The organism is Marinobacterium aestuariivivens, assembly GCF_042661465.1.
In the GTDB taxonomy this organism is placed as follows: domain Bacteria; phylum Pseudomonadota; class Gammaproteobacteria; order Pseudomonadales; family Balneatricaceae; genus Marinobacterium_A; species Marinobacterium_A aestuariivivens.
This window is the reverse complement of record NZ_JBHSWE010000001.1, coordinates 394,238-413,000: the sequence shown is the minus strand read 5'-3', so window position 1 is coordinate 413,000 and position 18,763 is coordinate 394,238. Positions and strand designations below refer to the sequence as shown.

Here is an 18,763-nt window from a genome sequence, read left to right as displayed (position 1 = left end):
TTCTTAAAGGTTGTAAGCAGGCGCGACTTCCCTGAAGGTGCGCTTGCCCAGATAACTATACACGGTCGGAATGACGAACAGGGTCAGCAGGGTGCCGAACAGCATGCCGCCGACGATGACCCAGCCGATCTGCTGGCGCGATTCCGCGCCGGCGCCGAAGGCGATCGCCAGCGGCAGGGCGCCGAGCACCGTCGCGCCGGTGGTCATCAGTATCGGGCGTAGACGCAGCTCCGCGGCCTTGAGAATCGCCTCGCGCAGCTCCACGCCCTGGTCCTGCAGCTGGTTGGCAAATTCGACGATCAGGATGCCGTGCTTGGTCACCAGGCCGACCAGGGTGATCAGCCCTATCTGGCTGTAGACGCTCAGGGAGCCGCCGCTGTAATAGAGCGCCAGCAGTGCGCCGAACAGTGCCGGCGGCACCGACAGCAGAATGATCAGCGGATTCTTGAAGCTCTCGAACTGGGCCGCGAGCACCAGGAAGATGAAGCAGAGCGCCAGGCCGAATATCACCTGCAGGCTGGCGCTCGACTCCTTGAACTCGCGCGAGGGGCCGGTGTAGTCGAAGCCCGCTTCGGGGGCGATCTCGGCCAGGTTCTGCTCGAGGAAGCTCAGCGCCTCGCCGAGGCTGTAGTCGGGCGCCAGTACCGACTGCAGCTTGACGGCACGCACCTTGTCGAAATGGTTCAGTTCCTTCGGTGCCACGGTTTCGTTGACCGTTACCAGGTTGGCCAGCTGGATCATGGCGCCGTCGGGGCTGCGCACATAGACATCGGTGAGATCGCCCGGGGTGCGGCGCTGCCGGTCCTCGACCTGAACGATAACGTCGTACTGCTCGCCATCGCGCTTGAAGCGGGTGACGTTGCGGCCGGACATGTAGGTTTCCAGCGCCCGGCCGATAGTATCGACCTCGAGGCCGATATCGGACACCTTGTTGCGGTCGACTTCGAGCTGCAGCTCCGGCTTGTTGAGCTTGAGGTCGGAGTCCGGCTGGATGAAGCCCGGGTTCTGCCGCACCCGCGTCATCAGCTCGTCGCTGATGCGCTTGAGTTCGGCATAGTCGGCCTGGCTCTTGATCACGAATTCCACCGGGCGTGAAATCGGGCTCTGCCCCAGGGACGGCAGGTTCATCGCGAACGACATGGTACCGGTGACGCCGCCGTAGAGCTGAGGCGTCAGCGATTCGGTGATCGCCTGCTGGCTGCGTTCCCGGTCTTCCCAGCGCTTGAGGCCGACGAAGGTCAGCGAGTTGGTTTCGGTCGGGAAGCCGATCACGGTGAAGTAGCGATTCTGCTCCGGTACCCCGCTGATGATCTCCTCGATCTGGCGCACGTAGCGGTCGACGTAGGCCGGCGTCGATCCTTCGGGGGCGATCGTGAAGGTCATGATGGTGCCGCGGTCCTCGTAGGGTGCCAGTTCCTGGGGCAGCTGCATGTAGTAGAAGCTGCCGCCGGCGATGCTCGCGGCCATGATCGCCAGGGTCAGCAGGCGCGAGTGCAGGACGCGTCCGAGCAGCGTCTTGTAGCCGCGGGTCAGGCCCAGCAGCCAGCCTTCGATCAGGTTGAAGACCGCCGAGTGCCGGGTTTCGTGGTGCAGGGTGCGGGACGCCATCATCGGCGACAGCGTCAGCGCGACGAAGGTGGACACTACCACGGCACCGGCCAGGGTCAGGGCGAACTCGGTGAACAGGCGGCCGGAGCGGCCTTCGGAGAAGGCAACCGGCGCGAACACGGCGACCAGGGTGAGGGTGGTGGCGATGACCGCGAAGGCGATCTCCCGGCTGCCCTTGAAGGCGGCCTGGATCGGGTCCAGCCCGTCCTCGACGTGGCGGTAGATGTTCTCGAGCATGACAATGGCGTCGTCCACCACCAGGCCGATTGCCAGCACCAGTGCCAGCAGGGTCAGGGTGTTGATGGTGAAGCCGAACAGCCACATCATCGCGAAGGCGCCGATCAGCGACAGCGGGATGGTCACGACCGGTATCAGGGTCGCTCGCAGGTTGCGCAGGAAGAAAAGATCACCAGCACCACCAGGGCACCGGCCTGCAGCAGGGTCTGGTAGACGGAGTTGATCGATTCGTCGATGAACACCGAGGAGTCGTAGGCAATCTCGACTTCCATGCCTTCCGGCAGCGTGGCCTCGAGTGCGGCGAGCTCGGTGCGGATGCCGCTGGAGACGTCGAGCGGGTTGGCGGTCGACTGTTTGACGACACCCAGTGCCACCGCGCTTTCGCCACGGAAGCGGGTGATGATGCGCTCGCTTTGCGGGGCGATCTCGACCCGGGCGACATCGCGGATCCGTACCGGGTAGTTTTCGATATTGCGCACGATGATGCGCTCGAACTCCTCGACCTGGTTCAGATCGGTGCGGGTCAGAATGGTGAACTCGCGATCCTGGCTTTCGATGCGCCCGGCCGGGATCTCGACGTTCTGCGCCCGCAGTGCCTCCTCGATATCCTGGGGGACCAGGTTGTAGGCCGCCATGCGGAAGGGATCGAGCCAGATGCGCATCGAGTAGCGCCGCTCGCCGAAGATCATCACGTTGGCCACGCCCGGTACCGTCTGCAGCCGGTCCTTGACCCGCTGGTCGGCGATGCTGGTGATCTCCATCGGGTTGTGGCGATCGGACGAGAAGGCCAGGTAGATGATCGGCTGGGCGTCGGCTTCGGTTTTCGAGACCACCGGTTCGTCGATATCGTCCGGCAACATGCCGCGTACCCGGCCGACGCGGTCGCGCACGTCGTTGGCCGCCTCGTCCGGGTCCCGGTCCATGCGGAAGGTGATGGTGATCTGGCTCTGCTCGGTGCGGCTGATCGAATTCATGAAGTCGATGCCCTCGATACCGGACAGCGAGTCCTCGATCACCTGGGTGACCTGGGATTCCATGATCGAGGCGCTGGCGCCGGGATAGGTGGTTTCGACGGTGACCACCGGCAGATCGATCTTGGGGTATTCGCGCACCGTCAGGCGGTCATAGCTGATCAGGCCGATCAGCAGCAGCAACAGGCTCATGACCGTCGCCAGTACCGGGCGCTTGATGCTGATATCGGAGAGGACCATGATTACTGCTCCCGACCGGCGGTACTGTTGGAACCGTCAACGAAGATCGGCGTGACCGGCATGCCGGGGTGCAGCTTGAGCTGGCCGGCGGTGACGATGACATCGCCCGCAGCAAGACCCGAGACCACCTGGACCTGTCCCGGGCGACGCTGGCCCAGCTCCACGCTGACCACCTCGATACTGTTCTGGTCGTCGACGCGCATCACCGCGGCCTGGCCGTTCTGGGGAATCACCGCCTGCTCCGGGATCAGTAGTGCGGCGTTGTCGGTTTCACCCGCGAGTTCGATATGGGCAAAGAGACCGGGGCGCAGCACTCCGTCGGGATTGGGGATGCGGGCGCGCAGTTCGAAGTTGTGGGCCCGGGCGTCGGCGCTGGGTGAAATCGCATAGACTTCGCCGGCGAAGCGGCGGCCGGGATAGGCGTCGACCTGTACATTGATGTGCTGGCCGGGGGCGACCGCCGGCAGATAGATCTCCGGGATGCGAAAATCGACCTTCATGCTGGCGCTGTCGATCAGCTCGACCAGGTCCTGGCCGACGCTGACATAGTCGCCGGGACTGACCATGCGCAGGCCGGCAACGCCGTCGAAGGGCGCGCGGATGCTCATCTTGGCGAGCCGGGTCTGAGCCAGGGACACTTCGGCCTCGTCGACGCGCAGCTGCGCGAGCGCGGTGTCGCGGTCGTTCTGGGAGCCCACCTTGCGCTGCAGCAGGCTTTCGGCACGGCGGTACTCCAGCAGGCTCAGGTTGACCCGGGCCTGGGACTGCTGCAGCGCCGCCTCGTAGGTCGAGGCCTCGAGTTCGAACAGCAGCTCGCCGCGCTTGACCGACTGCCCCTCCTCGAAGCGGATATCGCGAATCTGGCCCGCCTGCTCCGGGCGGATCATCACCCGCTCGTTGGCTTCCAGGTTGCCGACCGCCTCGATCGTTGGCGTCAACGGCGCGGGGCGAAGGTGGATGACTTCGGCCGGCAATCCGCGGGGCTTGTCCTGGGGCTGTTCGTCGGCCAGGGCGCTGAGCGGCAGGGTAGGCAGCATCAGCAGCAGTGGCAGAATCAGGTGTTTTGGTTTCATGGTAATGAACTCGTGTCCTGATGAGGGGGTTGTTGAAAGGAGGCAGTATCTGGTCCCAGAGCAGGCGGACCGCTGTCCTCAAGGGGGCTGTGGAATCCTGCACCTGCATGCGCAGCAGTGCGCCCTGCCAGCAGTTCCAGATCAGCTCGGCCAGCTGCCGCGGCGACAGGTCCGTGCGTACCGTGCCCTCCTGCTGGCAGATCTGCATGTCCAGCTCGATCGCGGCGATGATGCGCTCGGTGGCTTCCAGGATGGAGTGGCGGAAGGCATCGGAAGCCGCGCCGATTTCGCCGGACAGGTTGGCAAGCAGGCTGCCCATGCGAAAGCAGTGGGTCTGGTTGTCGTCGATTTCGCTTTCGATCTTGCTACGCAGCAGCTGGGCGTAGCTGGTGCGAGGGTGCTCGAGTGCGAGGTTCCAGCTGTCGAAGGCCTTTTCCTGGAAATGGCTGATCATTTCGATGGCGAACTCTTCCTTGCTGCCGAAAAAATTGTAGAAGGAACCCTTGGACACCTGGCAGGCGTCGAGAATTTCCTTCAGTCCGGTGCCGTGATAGCCGTTGCGTTCGAAAAGCTCCATGCCCATTTCCAGAATCCGTTCCCGGTTGTGTGCGGGTTTGCGCCCTCGCGTCATTTTAACTAGACCGGTCGTTCCAAAATAAGGCGGTCATTTTAGCGGTAACGCCGGTTCATTTAAACCCGTAAAGATTGAGGTTTTGTGTGGGGGCGGTAGGCGTGACTGACAAGAAGGTCAGGCGTGACAGCTGAGGTGTAGAAGGTTACGCGTTACGCGTGACGTGTAGATCGTAGGCAGTTGGGAAGAAGCCCGGAGGGCTGAAACCCGACAATGGCCGAGAGAGTTCGGCATGCCGGCTCTTCGGCTTTTGACGCGTCAGGCGTCACCCGGCTTGCCATACCCTATCGGGTTCATCGACTGCCAGCGCCAGGTATCGGCCATCATTTCCTCGACCCCGCGTACCGCCTTCCAGCCCAGCTCTCGTTCGGCCCGGTGCGGGGCGGCCCAGCATTCTGCGATGTCACCGGGGCGGCGCGCAACGATCTCGTACGGCACCACCTGACCGCTCGCAGCCTCGAATGCCCTTACCATCTCCAGTACCGAATAGCCCCGGCCGGTGCCGAGGTTCCAGATACCCACGCCTCGATGTGTCTGTATCCAGTTCAGCGCCGCGAGGTGACCGAGGGCCAGGTCCACCACATGGATATAATCGCGCACCCCGGTGCCGTCGCGCGTCGGGAAATCGCCGCCGAACACGAAAAGCTTTTCACGCTTGCCGATCGCCACCTGGCTTATATAGGGGACCAGGTTGTTCGGGACGCCCTGCGGATCCTCGCCGAGCAGGCCACTGGCGTGCGCGCCGGCAGGGTTGAAGTAACGCAGCAGGGCGATTGCCCAGCGTGGATCCGAGTGGGCCAGGTCCTGCAGCAGCGTCTCGACCATCAATTTGGATCGGCCATAGGGATTGGCCGGCACGCCGGTGGCAAAGTCCTCACGGATCGGCATCTCGGCGGGCTCGCCGTAGACCGTGGCCGAGGAGCTGAACACCAGGTTGAATACCCCGGCGGCCTGCATGGCCTGACACAGGGTCAGGGTGCCGGTGACATTGTTCTCGTAGTAGGCCAGTGGCTGCGCCATGCTCTCGCCGACGGCCTTCAAACCTGCGAAATGGATGACGCCGTCAATTCGGAACTCGGCAAACAGCCGATCCAGCAATGCCCGATCGCGGACATCGCCTTCGACGGCATGCAGTTGCGGTGCGCGGCGATGACAATCGACCGCGATCTGCGCTGCCCGCTCCAGTGCCAGCGGCGAACTGTTGCAGTAGTTGTCCAGCATCACCACTTCGTGGCCGGCATTCAGCAGATCGACCAGGGTGTGTGATCCGATATAGCCGGCACCGCCGGTCACCAGTATATTCATAAATCTCCTTGTCGATTGGAATGACCGCCATGGACGGTGGAAGTACCGGCAATGCAGGAGCAATTGTCGGTGGAGCCCCGAAGGGGCGAATTCGAAACTGTCTCCGGAATTCGCCTTTGACTCATTCCAGGCTACGGCTGCCAAGAGACTGCACATACCAGGGCATGGCCTGATCCAGGCCGTCGTAAATGCGGTGCCGGGGAGCGTATCCCAGCCTGGTTCGGGCCTTGCTGATATCTGCTTGAGAGTGGCGTACGTCTCCCATGCGGAAATCACGGTAGCTTGGATGTTTATCATAGCTCACGCCGCAGTTTCCCAGCGCTGTTTTCAGGGCATTGAATAGTACGTTTAGACTGGTTCGGTCACCCAGGGCGACGTTGTAGACCTCGTTCCTGGCCTCTTCCGGCGCCATCGCGGCCAGGATATTCATCTGCACGGCGTTATCGACAAAGCAGAAGTCCCGGCTGGTTTCGCCATCGCCATAGATGAGGACCTCGTTGCCCTCGATCATGGCGGCTGTCCATCTGGGGATCACGGCGGCATAGGCACCGTTCGGATCCTGGCGTTTGCCGAAGACGTTGAAGTAGCGCAGGCCGATGGTCTTGAAGCTGTAGACCCTGGCGAAAACGTCGGCGTACAGTTCGTTGACGTACTTTGTAACCGCGTAGGGCGACAGCGGCTTGCCAATGTTCTCTTCCACCTTGGGCAGCGTCAGGTGATCGCCGTAAGTGGCACTCGATGCCGCATAGGTGAAGCTTTTGACCTCGGCATCGCGTGCCGCCACCAGCATGTTGAGGAAGCCGGTGACATTGGTGGCGTTGCTGGTAATCGGGTCGGCGACAGACCGGGGGACAGAGCCGAGAGCGGCCTGGTGGAGGACGTAATCCGCAGCGCCGGACCCGGCCGTGGGGTGACGCATGGCGCGGCGGCAATCCTCCAGATTGCGGATGTCCCCCTCGATGAAGTGGAAGCCGGACCATTGCTCGGCCGAAACCAGGGACCGTACTTCGTCGAGGTTGTGCTGGTAGCCGGTGGCGAAGTTGTCCAGGCCGATGACGTATTGCTTCATCTTGAGCAGGGTTTCCAGCAGGTTTGAGCCGATGAACCCGGCGACGCCGGTAATCAGCCAGACTTTCGGGTTGGCTCCGAGTTCATCTTGAATCTGTTGGTAGCGGGTCATGGTGGCCTCACTCAGCGACTTCCCTTGCCAAACAGGATCACCTCGACGGTTTGTATCAGAATCATGGTGTCCAGCAGGAAACTGAAGTTCTTGACGTAGTAGAGGTCATACTGGAGTTTTTCCAGGGCATCCTCTTCGCTGCTGCCGTAGCTGTAGCATATTTGTGCCCAACCGGTCAGTCCCGGTTTGACTTTATGGCGGTCATGGTAGTAGGGGAGGGAGAGGGCGAGGGTCTCGACGAACTCGGGACGTTCGGGGCGCGGACCGATAAAGCTCATGTCGCCGCGAAGTATATTGAAGAGCTGGGGCAGTTCGTCGATACGGTACTTGCGAATGAACGATCCGGTAGCGGTCACGCGCTGGTCGCATTTTAGGGCCCACATAGCCCCGTTGGCTTCGGCATCGACCTTCATGCTACGGAACTTATAGATTTTAAAGGGTTTTTCCCGAAGACCCACTCGGGTTTGCTGGTACAGGACAGGGCTCCCGCGGCCACCTTCAAGCCGGATCAGCAAGGCTGTCATCAGCATGATCGGCCAGACCAGCATCAGCAACAGCAGGCTGATCAGAATGTCGAAAAGCCTTTTGCCCATACGTACGAACTGGCGGCCGATCCGGTAGCCCTGGCCATAGGCCATCCAGCTCGGGGGCATCATTCGCAACGGTATTTTTCCACTCTCGCGCTCGATAAAACTGGCGATGTCGATGACGTTGATTCCGGCCAGTCGACACTCGTGGAGTTCGTGCATGGGCAGGTGATCCTGGTGCTTGTCGGCAGCCAGGACCAGTTCTTTGACCCCGTGTCGTCCGGCGAAATCCACCAAGTGGCGGAGATCGACAGACAATTGATATTCTGGCGGGACGCAGGGCGTATCGCCTTCGATCCTGATGTAGCCCAAGAGGTTGAAGCCTTTGCGGTCCGAGGTGCGACGCAACCTGTCCTGGATAAAGTTGGCCCGCTCCCCGGTGCCCAGCACCAGTACACGGTGCTTGAACAGGTCGGTGGTATGGAGCTTGTTGAAAAGATAGCGCAGCGTGCATACCGTAATGAACGACAGACCCAGCGCCATGAAGACGACCTTGGGCTGCAATTCGGTCATCGGACCAATGGAGAAGATCACCCCCTCTGCGATGGATGCCAGGGTGAAGCTCAGGAAGATACGCGCCGCCTGTTCACTGGAGGTGCCGCGCTGTTGGGAGCGATAAAGTCCCATGGCCGCCATGCTGAGAAAGCCTATGATGACAAAGACGATACAGCCCAGGCACAACAGATGATCAAAAAAATTGTGCCCAGCGTCCTTCATGCTCAAGAACAGGCAGGCCAACATCGCAATGGCTTCGCTGATCGCCAACAGAGCATAAGAGTGTTTAACGGATAACTTGCCGACTGGATAACCAGGCATGCTCACTGCTCCCTGTCCTTAGTCTGTACTAAGCCAGATTTCAGCGATAGCATGCTGGTGGCAACTTCGCACCGCTGTCACCTCGTCCCAACCCGCGGCTTCGGCGGGTTCGGGGCCGACATCGGATGATCCTTATCACGACATCGGAAATTCTAGAAGTCGAGTCAGTAGCCTTCAAGCGACGACTCGTCCTTAATGCGTGAAAAGATTTACAGAAAATTTCTGCCCAAATTCGGAAATATCGTCTATGTTCGATGTGGCTCCAATGGCGACAGCAGCTTCCCTGGAGGGCTGCCGCAAGGGTGCCGGTCGGCTTCTGCCTGACAGCGTCGAACACCATCCCTTTAGCCGACCAGCACTTCTGTTGCCGTAGGGTGACTCAAAAATTGCTGTGGACTTGCGGTCAGGCCGTAGGCGCCCGATTGGCGAACGACCACCCAATCCCCCGGTTGCGCTTTCGGCAGCATCACTTTCTCGGCAAGGATATCCAGCGGGGTGCAGAGTGGCCCGACGATGGTAACCGTTTCCTGCTCTTCGCCCGCTACGCGGTTGCCGATCAGTACAGGATAATTCTTGCGCAGCACCTGGCCGAAGTTGCCGGAGTTGGCCAGGTGATGGTGCAGACCGCCGTCCGTGATCAGGTAGACCGTGCCGCGGGAGCTTTTGCGCTCCAGCACCCTGCAGACATAGATTCCCGCTTCTCCCACCAGGTAACGCCCCAGCTCGAGCACCAGTGAGGTCTTTGGGGAAAGCTGCCGGGTTTGTCGTTGCAGGCGATACAGCTGGTCGCTGATGCCGGAAAGGTCCAGGGGGCGCTCTCCCGGGAAGTACGGAACGCCGAATCCCCCCGATATTGATAAAACGCAACTCGAGCGTGAAACGTTCGATCAGCTCACAGGCGAGGTCGATGGCCGCCTGTTGCGCTTCGCAGATGGCGGCCGCATTCAGGTTCTGGGAGCCGGTATACAGGTGCAGCCCTTCCGGCTCCAGGCCCAGCTCCCGCATCCTCTCGACCAGTTCGGGAAACTGCTCGGAATCGATCCCGAACGGTTTAGCGCCGCCGGTCATGCGCATGCCGGAGGCTTTCAACTCGAACTCCGGATTCAGCCTGACCGCGATTCGGGGCGAGATCCCCAGGGCAGCACCGGCCTGCGCTGCCTGCTCGATCTGAGTGAGAGACTCGGCATTGATGACGATACCGGCGGCAACGGCGGCTTCGATTTCGCGCCAGGTCTTGCCGGGACCGGCAAAGCTGATCTCGGTGGCCGCTTTGCCGCTATTGATTGCAGCCAGCATCTCCCGGTGCGATGCCACGTCGAAACCGTCGACCAGGGGGCAATGTAATCCACCAGCGCCGGCATCGGGTTTGCCTTGAGCGCATAGTGCAGCTGGATGCCGCCAGGCAGCAGGCTGCGGAGTTCGGCAATACGCCGGGCAATCAACCGACGGTCGTAGGCGTAGAAAGGTGTCTGGGGCATTTGCGCGGCCAGCCGGGACAAGGGCAGTCCGCCAATATGGAGTTCGTTGTGACGGATGTCCGGCCACTGGGTGCTGTGACCTGGGGGCAGGTTAACCTTCGGCATGGGGTGGCTCCGGATGATCATCGAAAAAATCCGCGTGGCGTTCGGCGAGTGCGCGACGGTCTATCTTGCCGTTGGGGTTGCGCGGCAGTTCGGCTTCAATGAAACACTTGCGCGGTACCATGAAGTTCGGCAGCTGTTCACGACAGCGTTGCAGCAGGATGTCGACGCAGGACGCCGTCGCGTCCGTCGTTGCCGGAAGCGTCACGATCAGCAGGATTGCCTGCCCCAGCGTCGCATGGGGCACGCCGATGGCGACGGCATCCCGGATCAGCCCGCTCTGGTAGGCGACCTCTTCGATCTCGTTGGGGCTGACCCGGTAACCGGAGGTCTTGATCATGTCGTCCCGGCGACCGACAAAATACAGGTACCCTTCTTCATCCCGGATGACGGTATCGCCCGACCAGACCGCCAGCTCCCTGAACACCAGCCCCGCCGCCTGTCCGGGAAAGGGCCTGAAACGCGTGCGGGTTTTTTCCGGGTCGTTCCAGTAACCCTGGCTCACCAGTGGGCCGCGATGCACCAGTTCCCCGGGTTCATGGGGTTCACAGGGCGTTCCATCTTCTCGCAGCACCAGCACCTCGGCGTTGGGGATCGCTTTGCCGATGGATCCGGGTCTGTTATCGACCTCATCCGGTGGCAGATAGGTGGAGCGGAAGGCTTCGGTCAGACCGTACATCAGAAAGGGGCGTGCGTCGGGAAACAGGGTGCGCAGCCGGGTCAGCAGGGAACGCGGCATATGTCCGCCGGTATTGGCAAAATAGCGCACCGAGCCTGTCATTTCTTCGTTCCAGTTCAGCGAGGCGATCTGGCTCCATAACGGAGGCACCGCTGTGATACCGGTTATCCGGTGTCGGGCGACCTGATGTTGCACATCCTTGGGCAGCAGAAAGTCCATCAGATAACAGCAGGCACCTGCCTCAAACGCCGTCGTGATCTGGCTGAGGCCGGCGTCGAAGCTCAGCGGCAGCACGGCCAGGATTCGGTCATCCGATTGGTTGCCGAGGTAGCCCGCAACGCTCTGGGCGCCGACCATCAGATTGCGGTGAGACAGCACCACGCCCTTGGGTTTCCCTGTGCTGCCCGAAGTATAGAGGATGGCTGCCATATCGCTGTCGGTCAGGGAGGCGGGGGGCGTGCTGCAGGCCGGTGCATCCTGTAGCTGGCGCCAGTCGGCAAGGGCGTAGGGGGCATGACTTGCGGGCGGGGCATCATCAACCAGAACCACCTGCTTCAGATCGCGCAGGTGCGCCAGAACGGGGGACAACTGCTGCAGTCGTGTGCGACTGGTGATCAGAATGCGGACATTGCAGTCGGCGAGGATATGCTGGACCTGTGGCGGCTTCAATACGGGATTGATGGGCACGAAGACCCCGCCCGCCAGGGCGGAGGCGAACAGGCTGATTACGGTTTCGTGCTGCTTGGGCAGGTAGATGGCAACTCGCTCCTGACGCTGCAGGCCCAGTACCCGCAGACCGCCGGCAACCTGCTGTACCCGGGCAAAGAGCTCGCCGTAACAGAGCTGCTCCTGCCTGTGATACAGGGCGGGCTGTGCAGGCGCAAGCGCGGCCCGGGTTTCGATCAGGTGATGCAGGAGATAGTGCATGCGCGTATCCATCATCTATCCAGCAAAGTCAGGGTGTGGAAGTCGCCAGTTTGGGCCAGTTGTCACTGAGGAAGCGGGTGAGGACGGCATCGGCGGACCGACTGTCCTCGTAATCCACCGCCAGGGCGTAAGCGCTGGCGACGTCCTGGGCACCGCTCAGCTTGTTCAGGGCCTGGAACAATTTTACCAGTAGCGGATTGGCGACCGGCTGCTGGTAAGCTTGATACCAGTACCAGATACGTCGCATGCTGCCATCCCGTGCCCTCAGTTCGAGCACCTTGACATCGAGTCGGTCGGAACCGACCGGGACCGTCCGAGTGCCACGTCCCGCCGGTGTCCAGGCATTCGCGCCATACCACCGGTTCATATCATTGATCAGTTCCTTGCCCTGATGTTCGGACTGATAATCGGCGATGTACAGACCGACGGCGGGGCCGTGGTCCAATCGATACGAGGCTTTGAAAGTCCGGTCGGCACCGACAAAGTTCGGGCGCCAGTCCAGCGCATCGGCGGGTTGCCGGACCCAGGGGAACAGGGAAAATTGCTGTTCGACCAGGGACGAAAGCTGTGACGTCTGCTTCACCAACTGACCCCAGTTATAGATCAGAAGTAAAATCACCAGCGCGGCAGCCAAAGTCGCATAGTCCGGATAACGCGGCCGCGCCTCCGGCAGGCGCCCCATGGAACGGGTGTTTTGCACCGGACCCATTGCCGGCTCGGGATCTCGCCACCAGTTGCCCACCCAGAACATCAGCAGCATGACCAGGCCGAAAAAACCAGCCATAAATCAGGTGGTCGATCCCGGTGGCGTATTTCATATCGGACAGGTGGGCGATCAACACGATCAGGTAGGCACGGATGCCGTTGGCCAGTACCGGCACCAGCACGGATGCGGCGATAAAGACCAGGCGGCTGCGCAGACGACGATAAGTGAGATGGGCATAAAGGGTCCCGATGGCAACCGAGGCGATCAGGTAACGGAGCCCGCTGCAGGCCTCGGCGACTTCGAAGCGACCGCTGGGAATTTCGATAAAGAGGCCGTTGTTATAGACCGGTATACCGCTGAGCTGCAGCGCCTGGACCGTAATGTCGGCCGTGATCTGTTGCAAAAATGGCGTTAATTGATCGCCAAATGGGACGGCGAAGATCAGATAGGCCAGGGGAAATGCCAGTGTCCGGGCGACCGCTCTGCCCAGGGCGACAATCACCAGCGTAATCAGGATCAAAGTGGTGGCCATCTGCTCCACCACCAGCACATCGGCGGCCAGCCCGAGCAACCAGACAAGGCACAACCCCAGCAATGGAATCAGCGCCGTCCAATCAGGTCCCATATCGAGCCTGGTCAATTGCGAACGCTTGCGGATGATCAGCCAGACGGAGATCAGCGGGATCAGCATCCCGTGGGCATAGGTTTCGGAACGCCACCAGATCGCCGCCATGGAGGCCAGGCTGGGCCAGAAGACCGCCGCATAGACCAGCATCAGCAGAATCAGCATCAACAATGCTCTGCGTTGTTCACGCCTGGGGCTCGCCGTATCGCGGTTCATGGCGGGATCGAGAGTGGTCATGCCAGGTTCTTCGACAGATAGGGACCGAGCTGCTGGGTCAACCACAGCGGCAGGCGTTGCCAGAGCTTGATGAAGTAGCGGTATTTGGGGTTGCTGGGACTGTGATTCGGTAGCTGGGTGGCCCGGACCAGGTGGTATTCGTAGCACAGCGGTTCAGGGACGAAACCCCAGTGCCGCTTGTAGTGATAGGGGCCACTGTCAATTTTGCTGCGGCCGAAGTCATAGATGCCAATCCCCCTGGTCGTGGCCCGTTGCATCAGATCCCAGTACATGAAATCCATGCTTTTCAGGCTGCGGGATTCCGGCAGTCCCCCGCCATAGTAGGGCAGCACCTCATCACGGAAATAAAAACTCATCAGGCTGCAGACCGGCCGGCCCTGGTGATGGACGCTGAGTACCTCGCAGTCGTGCTTGAAAACCGCCTGCAGGGCCTTGAAGAAACGCCGGGAAAACACCGGTGTTCCCAGGTTCCTGACACTGGTGGAATATATGTGAAAAAACCGATCGAGGTCCGGCTCGATGGCCGCGGTATGTTCATTACCAATCGCCTGACGGATTACCGCACGCTGTTTGCGTTTCATCGCCTTCAGGTTGCTGTCATCGTCGCCGAGCGGGCGGCGAAAGGTCGCATGGGTGCTCCTGACGGGCCAGCCTCGGGTTTTGACCTGGCGGTGCCTGAGTTCCAGATAATCGACCCGCAGCTTCTCGGCCAGCGACTGGGCGTGATCGAGCAGCCCGGAGGTCGCCGCCTCGCAGGTTGAGGCCACACCACCGTAGACGCAAAAGGGGGTGGAGACCAGTGCATGGCCAAACAACCGGCTCTTGACCTCGACGAGTGGCAATACACCGCAGATATGGCCGTCCTGCTCCGCATAGAGGTAGTACGGGGTGTGGCCGGTGGACGTTTCGATCACGGTTTTCCAGCCAGCGCGGTGGAAAAAGGTGGCCTCGTCGCATGTCTCGACGAACCGGTCCCAGCGCTCCTGCTCCTGTACGCCCAATGTCTTGATCACAACCATTTTCAACTCCCTTTCGCGAACCTTGGAGGTCTTAGAGACACAGCCTGGGTCGACGGGAAAAAGATAGTGCAGCGATGAGGTGTTGGCGAATTTTTGCACACTCCGGCCCTTGGCACCGACCTGTCGCAAAGATGCGTACTACACTGCGTAAAGGTTGAAGGCGAAGCCCAATGGGCAAGAGCACCGACGATGCCGGACAGCGCAGAATTGACAAGGGAATCCGCAGATACCGCGGTTCGGGTTCTCACCCGTGATTCGAATGGTCGCGACGCCAGCAGCCGGTGGCAGCGAGCGACCGCCTATGGCTGCGAGGTCTTCTGTTACGGCCAGCCGCTGCAGAGAGACGGCAGATGCCCGGCTGCGCCCGAATGGATCGGGCAACTCTATCGCAATCACGGCAGCCGGTTTATTCAGCGGTTGAGCGGCCACTACGCAGTGATTATCGATGACCGGGAAGCCGGCACCTGCCAGCTTTTCGCCGACCGTTTTGCCACGCATCGACTCTACTATCGATCAGATTCCTCGGGCCTGATCGTGGCGGACAGCCTGCAAAGCTTCCGCGACGCGGGTACCGAACCTCTGACGCTCTCCCGCCAGGCGGTGGTCAATTATCTGTACCACCACATGATCCCGAGCCCGGGGACCCTCTATGAGGACCTCTATTGTCTCGGGCCCGCCGAGCGGGTTCTCTGGCAGCAGGGCGTGCTGTCGACCGAGACCTGGTGGCAGCCGGTGTTCGGTCAGCAGGCGCCGCGGAGCGAACAGGAGATGGCCGACGAGCTGTTTGGTCTGATGCAGGAAGTCGTGCCCGATTACTGCACCCGGGACAAGACCGGCTGCTTTCTCAGCGGCGGCCTGGACAGCTCCAGTCTGGCCGGGCTGGTGTCCCGATCGATCCCGAACCCCGATGTATTCTCCATCGGTTTTCCGATAGAGCAATACAATGAAATCGATTATGCCCGCACGGCAGTGGCGCATTTCGGCCTCCGCGGTCATGAATATTACTTGACACCCGATGACGTCGTAGCGTCACTGCCGAAGGTGGTCGCCAGTCTGGATCAACCCTTCGGCAACAGCTCGGTGATTCCAACCTTTTTCTGCGCGCAACTGGCCAGGTCCCGGGGGATCGAACGGATGATCGCCGGTGACGGCGGCGACGAACTCTTCGCCGGCAATAAACGCTATGCCACGCAACTGCAAATGGAGTGCTGGCGGCAGTGGCTCGGGCCGCTGATCGGTCTGCTCGATCTCGCGCTGTTGCGTTCCCCGCTGCCGGATTCGCCGGCGTTGCTGGGCAAAGCCAAGAGCTTTACCCGGCAGTTGAAGATGACGGTTCCGGAGAATCTTCAGTACTTCAATTTCTTGAACAGGCTCGATCGGGAAGCGGCATTTTCAGCCAGTGTCGTCGAGGTTGCCGACCTGTTCGAGCCGGATCGCCAGTGTCAGCAGCTCTATGATGGGCTGGCCGAGGCCAGCCCGCTGGATCGTCTGCTGTATCTCGACTGGAAACATACCCTGGCGGACAACGACCTGGTCAAGGTCAACAGCATGTGCCGGCTGGCCGGGATCGAGGTGGTCTATCCGATGCTGGACGACCGCCTGGTGGATTTTTCGCTGCGGGTCCCGGCGGGCATCAAGTTGAGCCGCGGCAATCTGCGCCGTCTGTACAAGCGGGCCATGGACGGATTTCTGCCGGACAAGATCATTCACAAGACCAAGCACGGATTTGGACTGCCGTTCGGACTCTGGATCAGGGAGCATCCGCCGCTGCAAGAGCTGGCTTACGAGGCAATCGATTCCCTCGAGCGCTTCGATCTGTTCCAGAAGGGGTTTATCGACGAGGCGATCCATCGCCATCGCAGCGAGCATGCCAGCTATTATGGCGAGCTGGTGTGGGTGTTGATGGTGCTGGCGTTGTGGCTCGATCGCCATCATTGACGCAGGGAAACCGGAATATGGATTACGAAACAACTGTCAAGAATCTACTGGTGGCCGCCACGGCCCGGGGGATATCGCTTCGATGGATCGCGATTCGCCTCTGATCGGACACGTTGCCGAGCTGGACTCGATGGCCATCCTGACCTTTCTTACCACCCTGGAGGAAGAGTTCGGCATCCTGATCGATGATGATGACGTCAGCGCCGAGCGTTTTGAAACCCTGGGGAGCCTGGTGAACCTGGTAACGGAGCAGGTGGAGAGGTGAATTGCCGGGGATGCTTCATCGCCGGGAGGCAGGGGCGCCTGTACCTGGCCACCTTCGGTAACAGTGCCGCTGCCCAGGCGGTGCTGTTCCTGCCGGCGTTTGCGGAAGAGATGAATCTTTCCCGTGCGGTGGTGGCCAGACAAGCCCGGATGCTGGCCGAGTGCGGCTATTTTGTCGTACTGCTGGATTACTTCGGTACCGGAGACAGCGAGGGGAAATCGATGCAGCCACTGTATCCGGCTGGCTCGACGACATCGACGCAGCTCTGGCATGGATCGGGCAAAAGCGACGATTCTCGGTGACACTTTGGGGGTTGCGCCTGGGTGCCTTGTTGGCGACGCACTACCTCGACGATCGTGGCCCCGAGACGGTGAACCGACTTCTGCTCTGGAAGCCGGTCATCGATGGTCACCAGTCGATGAGTCAGTTTTTTCGTCTCAAGCAGATGAACGAGATGATGCTGGGGCGCGGGGGCGACAGGATCAACTGGCACCGGCGTTGTCTGGAAGGGGAGGTCGTGGAAGTGGCCGGCTATTCGATGACGCCGGCATTGGTCTCGCAGATCAGTGCTCTTTCATTGCAGCCCTCGGCCTGGATGGATGGGGTCGGTGTTATCTGGATCGAAGCCGCGAGGGAGAAGCTGCCACAGGTTGTCGCCAAGCTCCACGAGCAATGGCCCGCTGACAGGCTGACCGTAGAGCTGTGCTCCGGCGTTCCGTTCTGGCAAGTACCGGATACGTACGATGCAGAGTGTCTGAGTACCCTGACGGTGAAATGTCTGAAGCAGGCCGACGGGGTGTGCCATGCCTGAACACGCCCTCTGTTTCACGAGCCAGGGGCAGCAGCTCTCGGCTATCCTGCATGCGGTTGACCGAGCAAGTATCGGGGTGATTGTGGTGGTGGGCGGTCCCCAATATCGGGTCGGGAGCCACCGTCAATTCGTTCATTTGGCGAGGGCGCTGGCAGGTCAGGGGATTCCCGTGCTGCGCTTCGATGTCACCGGCATGGGCGACAGCAGCGGGGAGAAGAAGGCATTCGATGAACTGGATGCCGACATAGCCGCTGCCGTCGACTGTTTCCAGCAACAGTGTCCGGAGCTCGAGAAAATCGTTCTCTGGGGATTGTGCGACGGTGCTTCCGCGGCGCTGATATACGCTCACCGGGATCCGCGCCTGGCAGGCCTCGTACTACTGAATCCCTGGCTTGAGAATCGTCAAGCGAAGGCCAAGGCCCGGGTCTCCCATTATTACAGGCGTCGGCTTCTGGATCCGGGTTTTTGGCGCAAGGCGCTCCAGGGTAAAGGAAACCTTCTCGGCGGCGCAAGAGGCTTCGCTGGCACGGTTTGGCAGGCGCTGGTCGGTGATAAAGGCGCGGCCGACACCAGAGCCGCCTCTGACCGCTGTTATCAGCAGCGCATGTTGGATGGCTTGAGGCACTACCGGGGCAAGGTGCTGCTACTGTTGAGCGGCAACGATCTGACGGCTCAAGAGTTTTCCCTGCAGCTCGCCCGGGACCCTGCCTGGGCACAGCTACTCGAGGAACGACCGGTTTCCCGGGTTTGCCTGGATGAAGCGGATCATACATGTTCGAGCCGGCAGGCGAAGGAGTGGGTGGCGCGGCAGACCCGGACCTTTGTTTTCAGTTTCAGGGAGTAGGCCATGAATGCGTTGATGCCGGCCATTGGGAAACGCCGCCGCCGGCGGTTGGCATGATTGAGCAACAAAAGTGCAAGGCAGGAATCGGGATGACACTTCCTCAGAACGCACCTTGTGCCCTGGTGGTAGGCCTTTGCAGTCACGGACTGGCTATCGCACGGTCACTGCAACGCCTGGGAGTCGAGGTACACGCCTTTGAAGCCAATTCGGCGATACCGGGTGCGCTGACCAATTCTGCCGTTATCCACTATGTGGAGAGCATCAAGGACGACTCCCTGGTCGATAACCTGCTGGCTTTTCGAGAACGGATACCCTCATCGCGCGATATCGTGCTGTTTCCCTCCAATGATAACAATGTGCGCGTAATCGCCAGGCACATTGGCCGGCTCAGGGGGCATTTATCCTCAGTTGGGAAGGCTGCGTCGATCAGGTCCAGAAACTTCTGCTCAAGAGCAACATCGAAGGTCGGTGCAAAGAAGTAGGC

The 18,763-nt window shown here is 60.8% G+C and carries 15 protein-coding genes and 3 pseudogenes; 6 read left to right on the top strand and 12 right to left on the bottom strand.

What is annotated here, in order from left to right:
• Positions 1-3: 3 nt before the first annotated feature.
• The 12 genes and pseudogenes from ACFQDL_RS02120 to ACFQDL_RS02065 form a co-directional block, all read right to left on the bottom strand.
• Positions 4-3,008, bottom strand: a pseudogene (locus tag ACFQDL_RS02120) (efflux RND transporter permease subunit).
• 50 nt (positions 3,009-3,058) lie between these two features.
• On the bottom strand, positions 3,059-4,129 hold the full coding sequence (locus ACFQDL_RS02115) for an efflux RND transporter periplasmic adaptor subunit (protein ID WP_379907585.1): 1,071 nt from the start codon (positions 4,127-4,129) through the stop codon (positions 3,059-3,061).
• Positions 4,130-4,250: 121 nt separating this feature from the next.
• A pseudogene (locus ACFQDL_RS02110) lies at positions 4,251-4,706 on the bottom strand (TetR/AcrR family transcriptional regulator); the annotation flags it as partial.
• Positions 4,707-5,018: 312 nt separating this feature from the next.
• Positions 5,019-6,065 (bottom strand): UDP-glucose 4-epimerase GalE, encoded by a 1,047-nt coding sequence (galE, locus tag ACFQDL_RS02105; RefSeq protein WP_379907584.1) that lies wholly within the window; start codon positions 6,063-6,065, stop codon positions 5,019-5,021.
• Between the two features lie 121 nt (positions 6,066-6,186).
• Complete coding sequence (locus ACFQDL_RS02100) at positions 6,187-7,245, bottom strand: NAD-dependent epimerase/dehydratase family protein (protein ID WP_379907583.1); 1,059 nt, start codon at positions 7,243-7,245, stop codon at positions 6,187-6,189.
• Positions 7,246-7,256: 11 nt separating this feature from the next.
• Positions 7,257-8,648 carry a TIGR03013 family XrtA/PEP-CTERM system glycosyltransferase gene (locus ACFQDL_RS02095; RefSeq protein ID WP_379907582.1) on the bottom strand — a complete coding sequence of 464 codons (1,392 nt, stop codon included), beginning with the start codon at positions 8,646-8,648 and terminating at the stop codon, positions 7,257-7,259.
• Positions 8,649-8,992: 344 nt separating this feature from the next.
• Positions 8,993-9,379 (bottom strand): type III PLP-dependent enzyme domain-containing protein, encoded by a 387-nt coding sequence (locus tag ACFQDL_RS02090; protein ID WP_379907581.1) that lies wholly within the window; start codon positions 9,377-9,379, stop codon positions 8,993-8,995.
• Positions 9,380-9,551: 172 nt separating this feature from the next.
• Positions 9,552-9,944 (bottom strand): annotated as a pseudogene (locus tag ACFQDL_RS02085) (pyridoxal-dependent decarboxylase, exosortase A system-associated); the annotation flags it as partial.
• 273 nt (positions 9,945-10,217) lie between these two features.
• Positions 10,218-11,834 carry an acyl-CoA ligase (AMP-forming), exosortase A system-associated gene (locus ACFQDL_RS02080; RefSeq protein WP_379907580.1) on the bottom strand — a complete coding sequence of 539 codons (1,617 nt, stop codon included), beginning with the start codon at positions 11,832-11,834 and terminating at the stop codon, positions 10,218-10,220.
• A gap of 28 nt (positions 11,835-11,862) precedes the next feature.
• Complete coding sequence (locus ACFQDL_RS02075) at positions 11,863-12,417, bottom strand: exosortase C-terminal domain/associated protein EpsI (RefSeq protein WP_379907579.1); 555 nt, start codon at positions 12,415-12,417, stop codon at positions 11,863-11,865.
• A gap of 13 nt (positions 12,418-12,430) precedes the next feature.
• Complete coding sequence (gene xrtA, locus ACFQDL_RS02070; protein WP_379907578.1) at positions 12,431-13,402, bottom strand: exosortase A; 972 nt, start codon at positions 13,400-13,402, stop codon at positions 12,431-12,433.
• Entirely contained in the window at positions 13,399-14,421 is a 1,023-nt protein-coding gene (locus ACFQDL_RS02065) for a FemAB family XrtA/PEP-CTERM system-associated protein (protein ID WP_379907577.1), read from the bottom strand. The genes xrtA and ACFQDL_RS02065 overlap by 4 nt, the downstream gene beginning before the upstream one ends.
• A gap of 189 nt (positions 14,422-14,610) precedes the next feature.
• Here ACFQDL_RS02065 and ACFQDL_RS02060 point away from each other — a divergent pair, with 189 nt between their 5' ends.
• The 6 genes from ACFQDL_RS02060 to ACFQDL_RS02035 all read left to right on the top strand — a co-directional run bounded on the left by ACFQDL_RS02060 (position 14,611) and on the right by ACFQDL_RS02035 (position 18,761).
• Positions 14,611-16,359, top strand: a complete 1,749-nt coding sequence (locus ACFQDL_RS02060) for an asparagine synthetase B family protein (RefSeq protein ID WP_379907575.1) — start codon at positions 14,611-14,613, stop codon at positions 16,357-16,359.
• Between the two features lie 82 nt (positions 16,360-16,441).
• Positions 16,442-16,624: a phosphopantetheine-binding protein gene (locus ACFQDL_RS02055; RefSeq protein WP_379907574.1), complete on the top strand. Its 183-nt coding sequence runs from the start codon at positions 16,442-16,444 to the stop codon at positions 16,622-16,624.
• The gene (locus tag ACFQDL_RS02050; RefSeq protein ID WP_379907573.1) at positions 16,621-16,926 is read left to right on the top strand and encodes a hypothetical protein; all 306 of its coding nucleotides are present in this window, start codon (positions 16,621-16,623) and stop codon (positions 16,924-16,926) included. Before ACFQDL_RS02055 ends, ACFQDL_RS02050 begins: the two co-directional genes overlap by 4 nt.
• A gap of 29 nt (positions 16,927-16,955) precedes the next feature.
• Positions 16,956-17,435: an alpha/beta hydrolase family protein gene (locus ACFQDL_RS02045; RefSeq protein ID WP_379907572.1), complete on the top strand. Its 480-nt coding sequence runs from the start codon at positions 16,956-16,958 to the stop codon at positions 17,433-17,435.
• The gene (locus ACFQDL_RS02040) at positions 17,428-18,279 is read left to right on the top strand and encodes a hydrolase 1, exosortase A system-associated (protein WP_379907571.1); all 852 of its coding nucleotides are present in this window, start codon (positions 17,428-17,430) and stop codon (positions 18,277-18,279) included. The genes ACFQDL_RS02045 and ACFQDL_RS02040 overlap by 8 nt, the downstream gene beginning before the upstream one ends.
• A gap of 53 nt (positions 18,280-18,332) precedes the next feature.
• A complete protein-coding gene (locus ACFQDL_RS02035) occupies positions 18,333-18,761 on the top strand; it encodes a hypothetical protein (RefSeq protein ID WP_379907570.1) in 429 nt (142 codons plus the stop codon).
• Positions 18,762-18,763 lie beyond the last annotated feature (2 nt).

Excerpts from the sequence above, each read along its gene's own strand:
- ACFQDL_RS02115 (WP_379907585.1), bottom strand. The coding sequence starts at position 4,129 with ATGAAACCAAAACACCTGATTCTGCCACTGCTGCTGATGCTGCCTACC.
- galE (WP_379907584.1), bottom strand. The coding sequence starts at position 6,065 with ATGAATATACTGGTGACCGGCGGTGCCGGCTATATCGGATCACACACC.
- ACFQDL_RS02100 (WP_379907583.1), bottom strand. The coding sequence starts at position 7,245 with ATGACCCGCTACCAACAGATTCAAGATGAACTCGGAGCCAACCCGAAA.
- ACFQDL_RS02095 (WP_379907582.1), bottom strand. The coding sequence starts at position 8,648 with ATGCCTGGTTATCCAGTCGGCAAGTTATCCGTTAAACACTCTTATGCT.
- ACFQDL_RS02080 (WP_379907580.1), bottom strand. The coding sequence starts at position 11,834 with ATGCACTATCTCCTGCATCACCTGATCGAAACCCGGGCCGCGCTTGCG.
- xrtA (WP_379907578.1), bottom strand. The coding sequence starts at position 13,402 with ATGACCACTCTCGATCCCGCCATGAACCGCGATACGGCGAGCCCCAGG.
- ACFQDL_RS02065 (WP_379907577.1), bottom strand. The coding sequence starts at position 14,421 with ATGGTTGTGATCAAGACATTGGGCGTACAGGAGCAGGAGCGCTGGGAC.
- ACFQDL_RS02060 (WP_379907575.1), top strand. The coding sequence starts at position 14,611 with ATGCCGGACAGCGCAGAATTGACAAGGGAATCCGCAGATACCGCGGTT.
- ACFQDL_RS02055 (WP_379907574.1), top strand. The coding sequence starts at position 16,442 with ATGGATCGCGATTCGCCTCTGATCGGACACGTTGCCGAGCTGGACTCG.
- ACFQDL_RS02040 (WP_379907571.1), top strand. The coding sequence starts at position 17,428 with ATGCCTGAACACGCCCTCTGTTTCACGAGCCAGGGGCAGCAGCTCTCG.
- ACFQDL_RS02035 (WP_379907570.1), top strand. The coding sequence starts at position 18,333 with ATGATTGAGCAACAAAAGTGCAAGGCAGGAATCGGGATGACACTTCCT.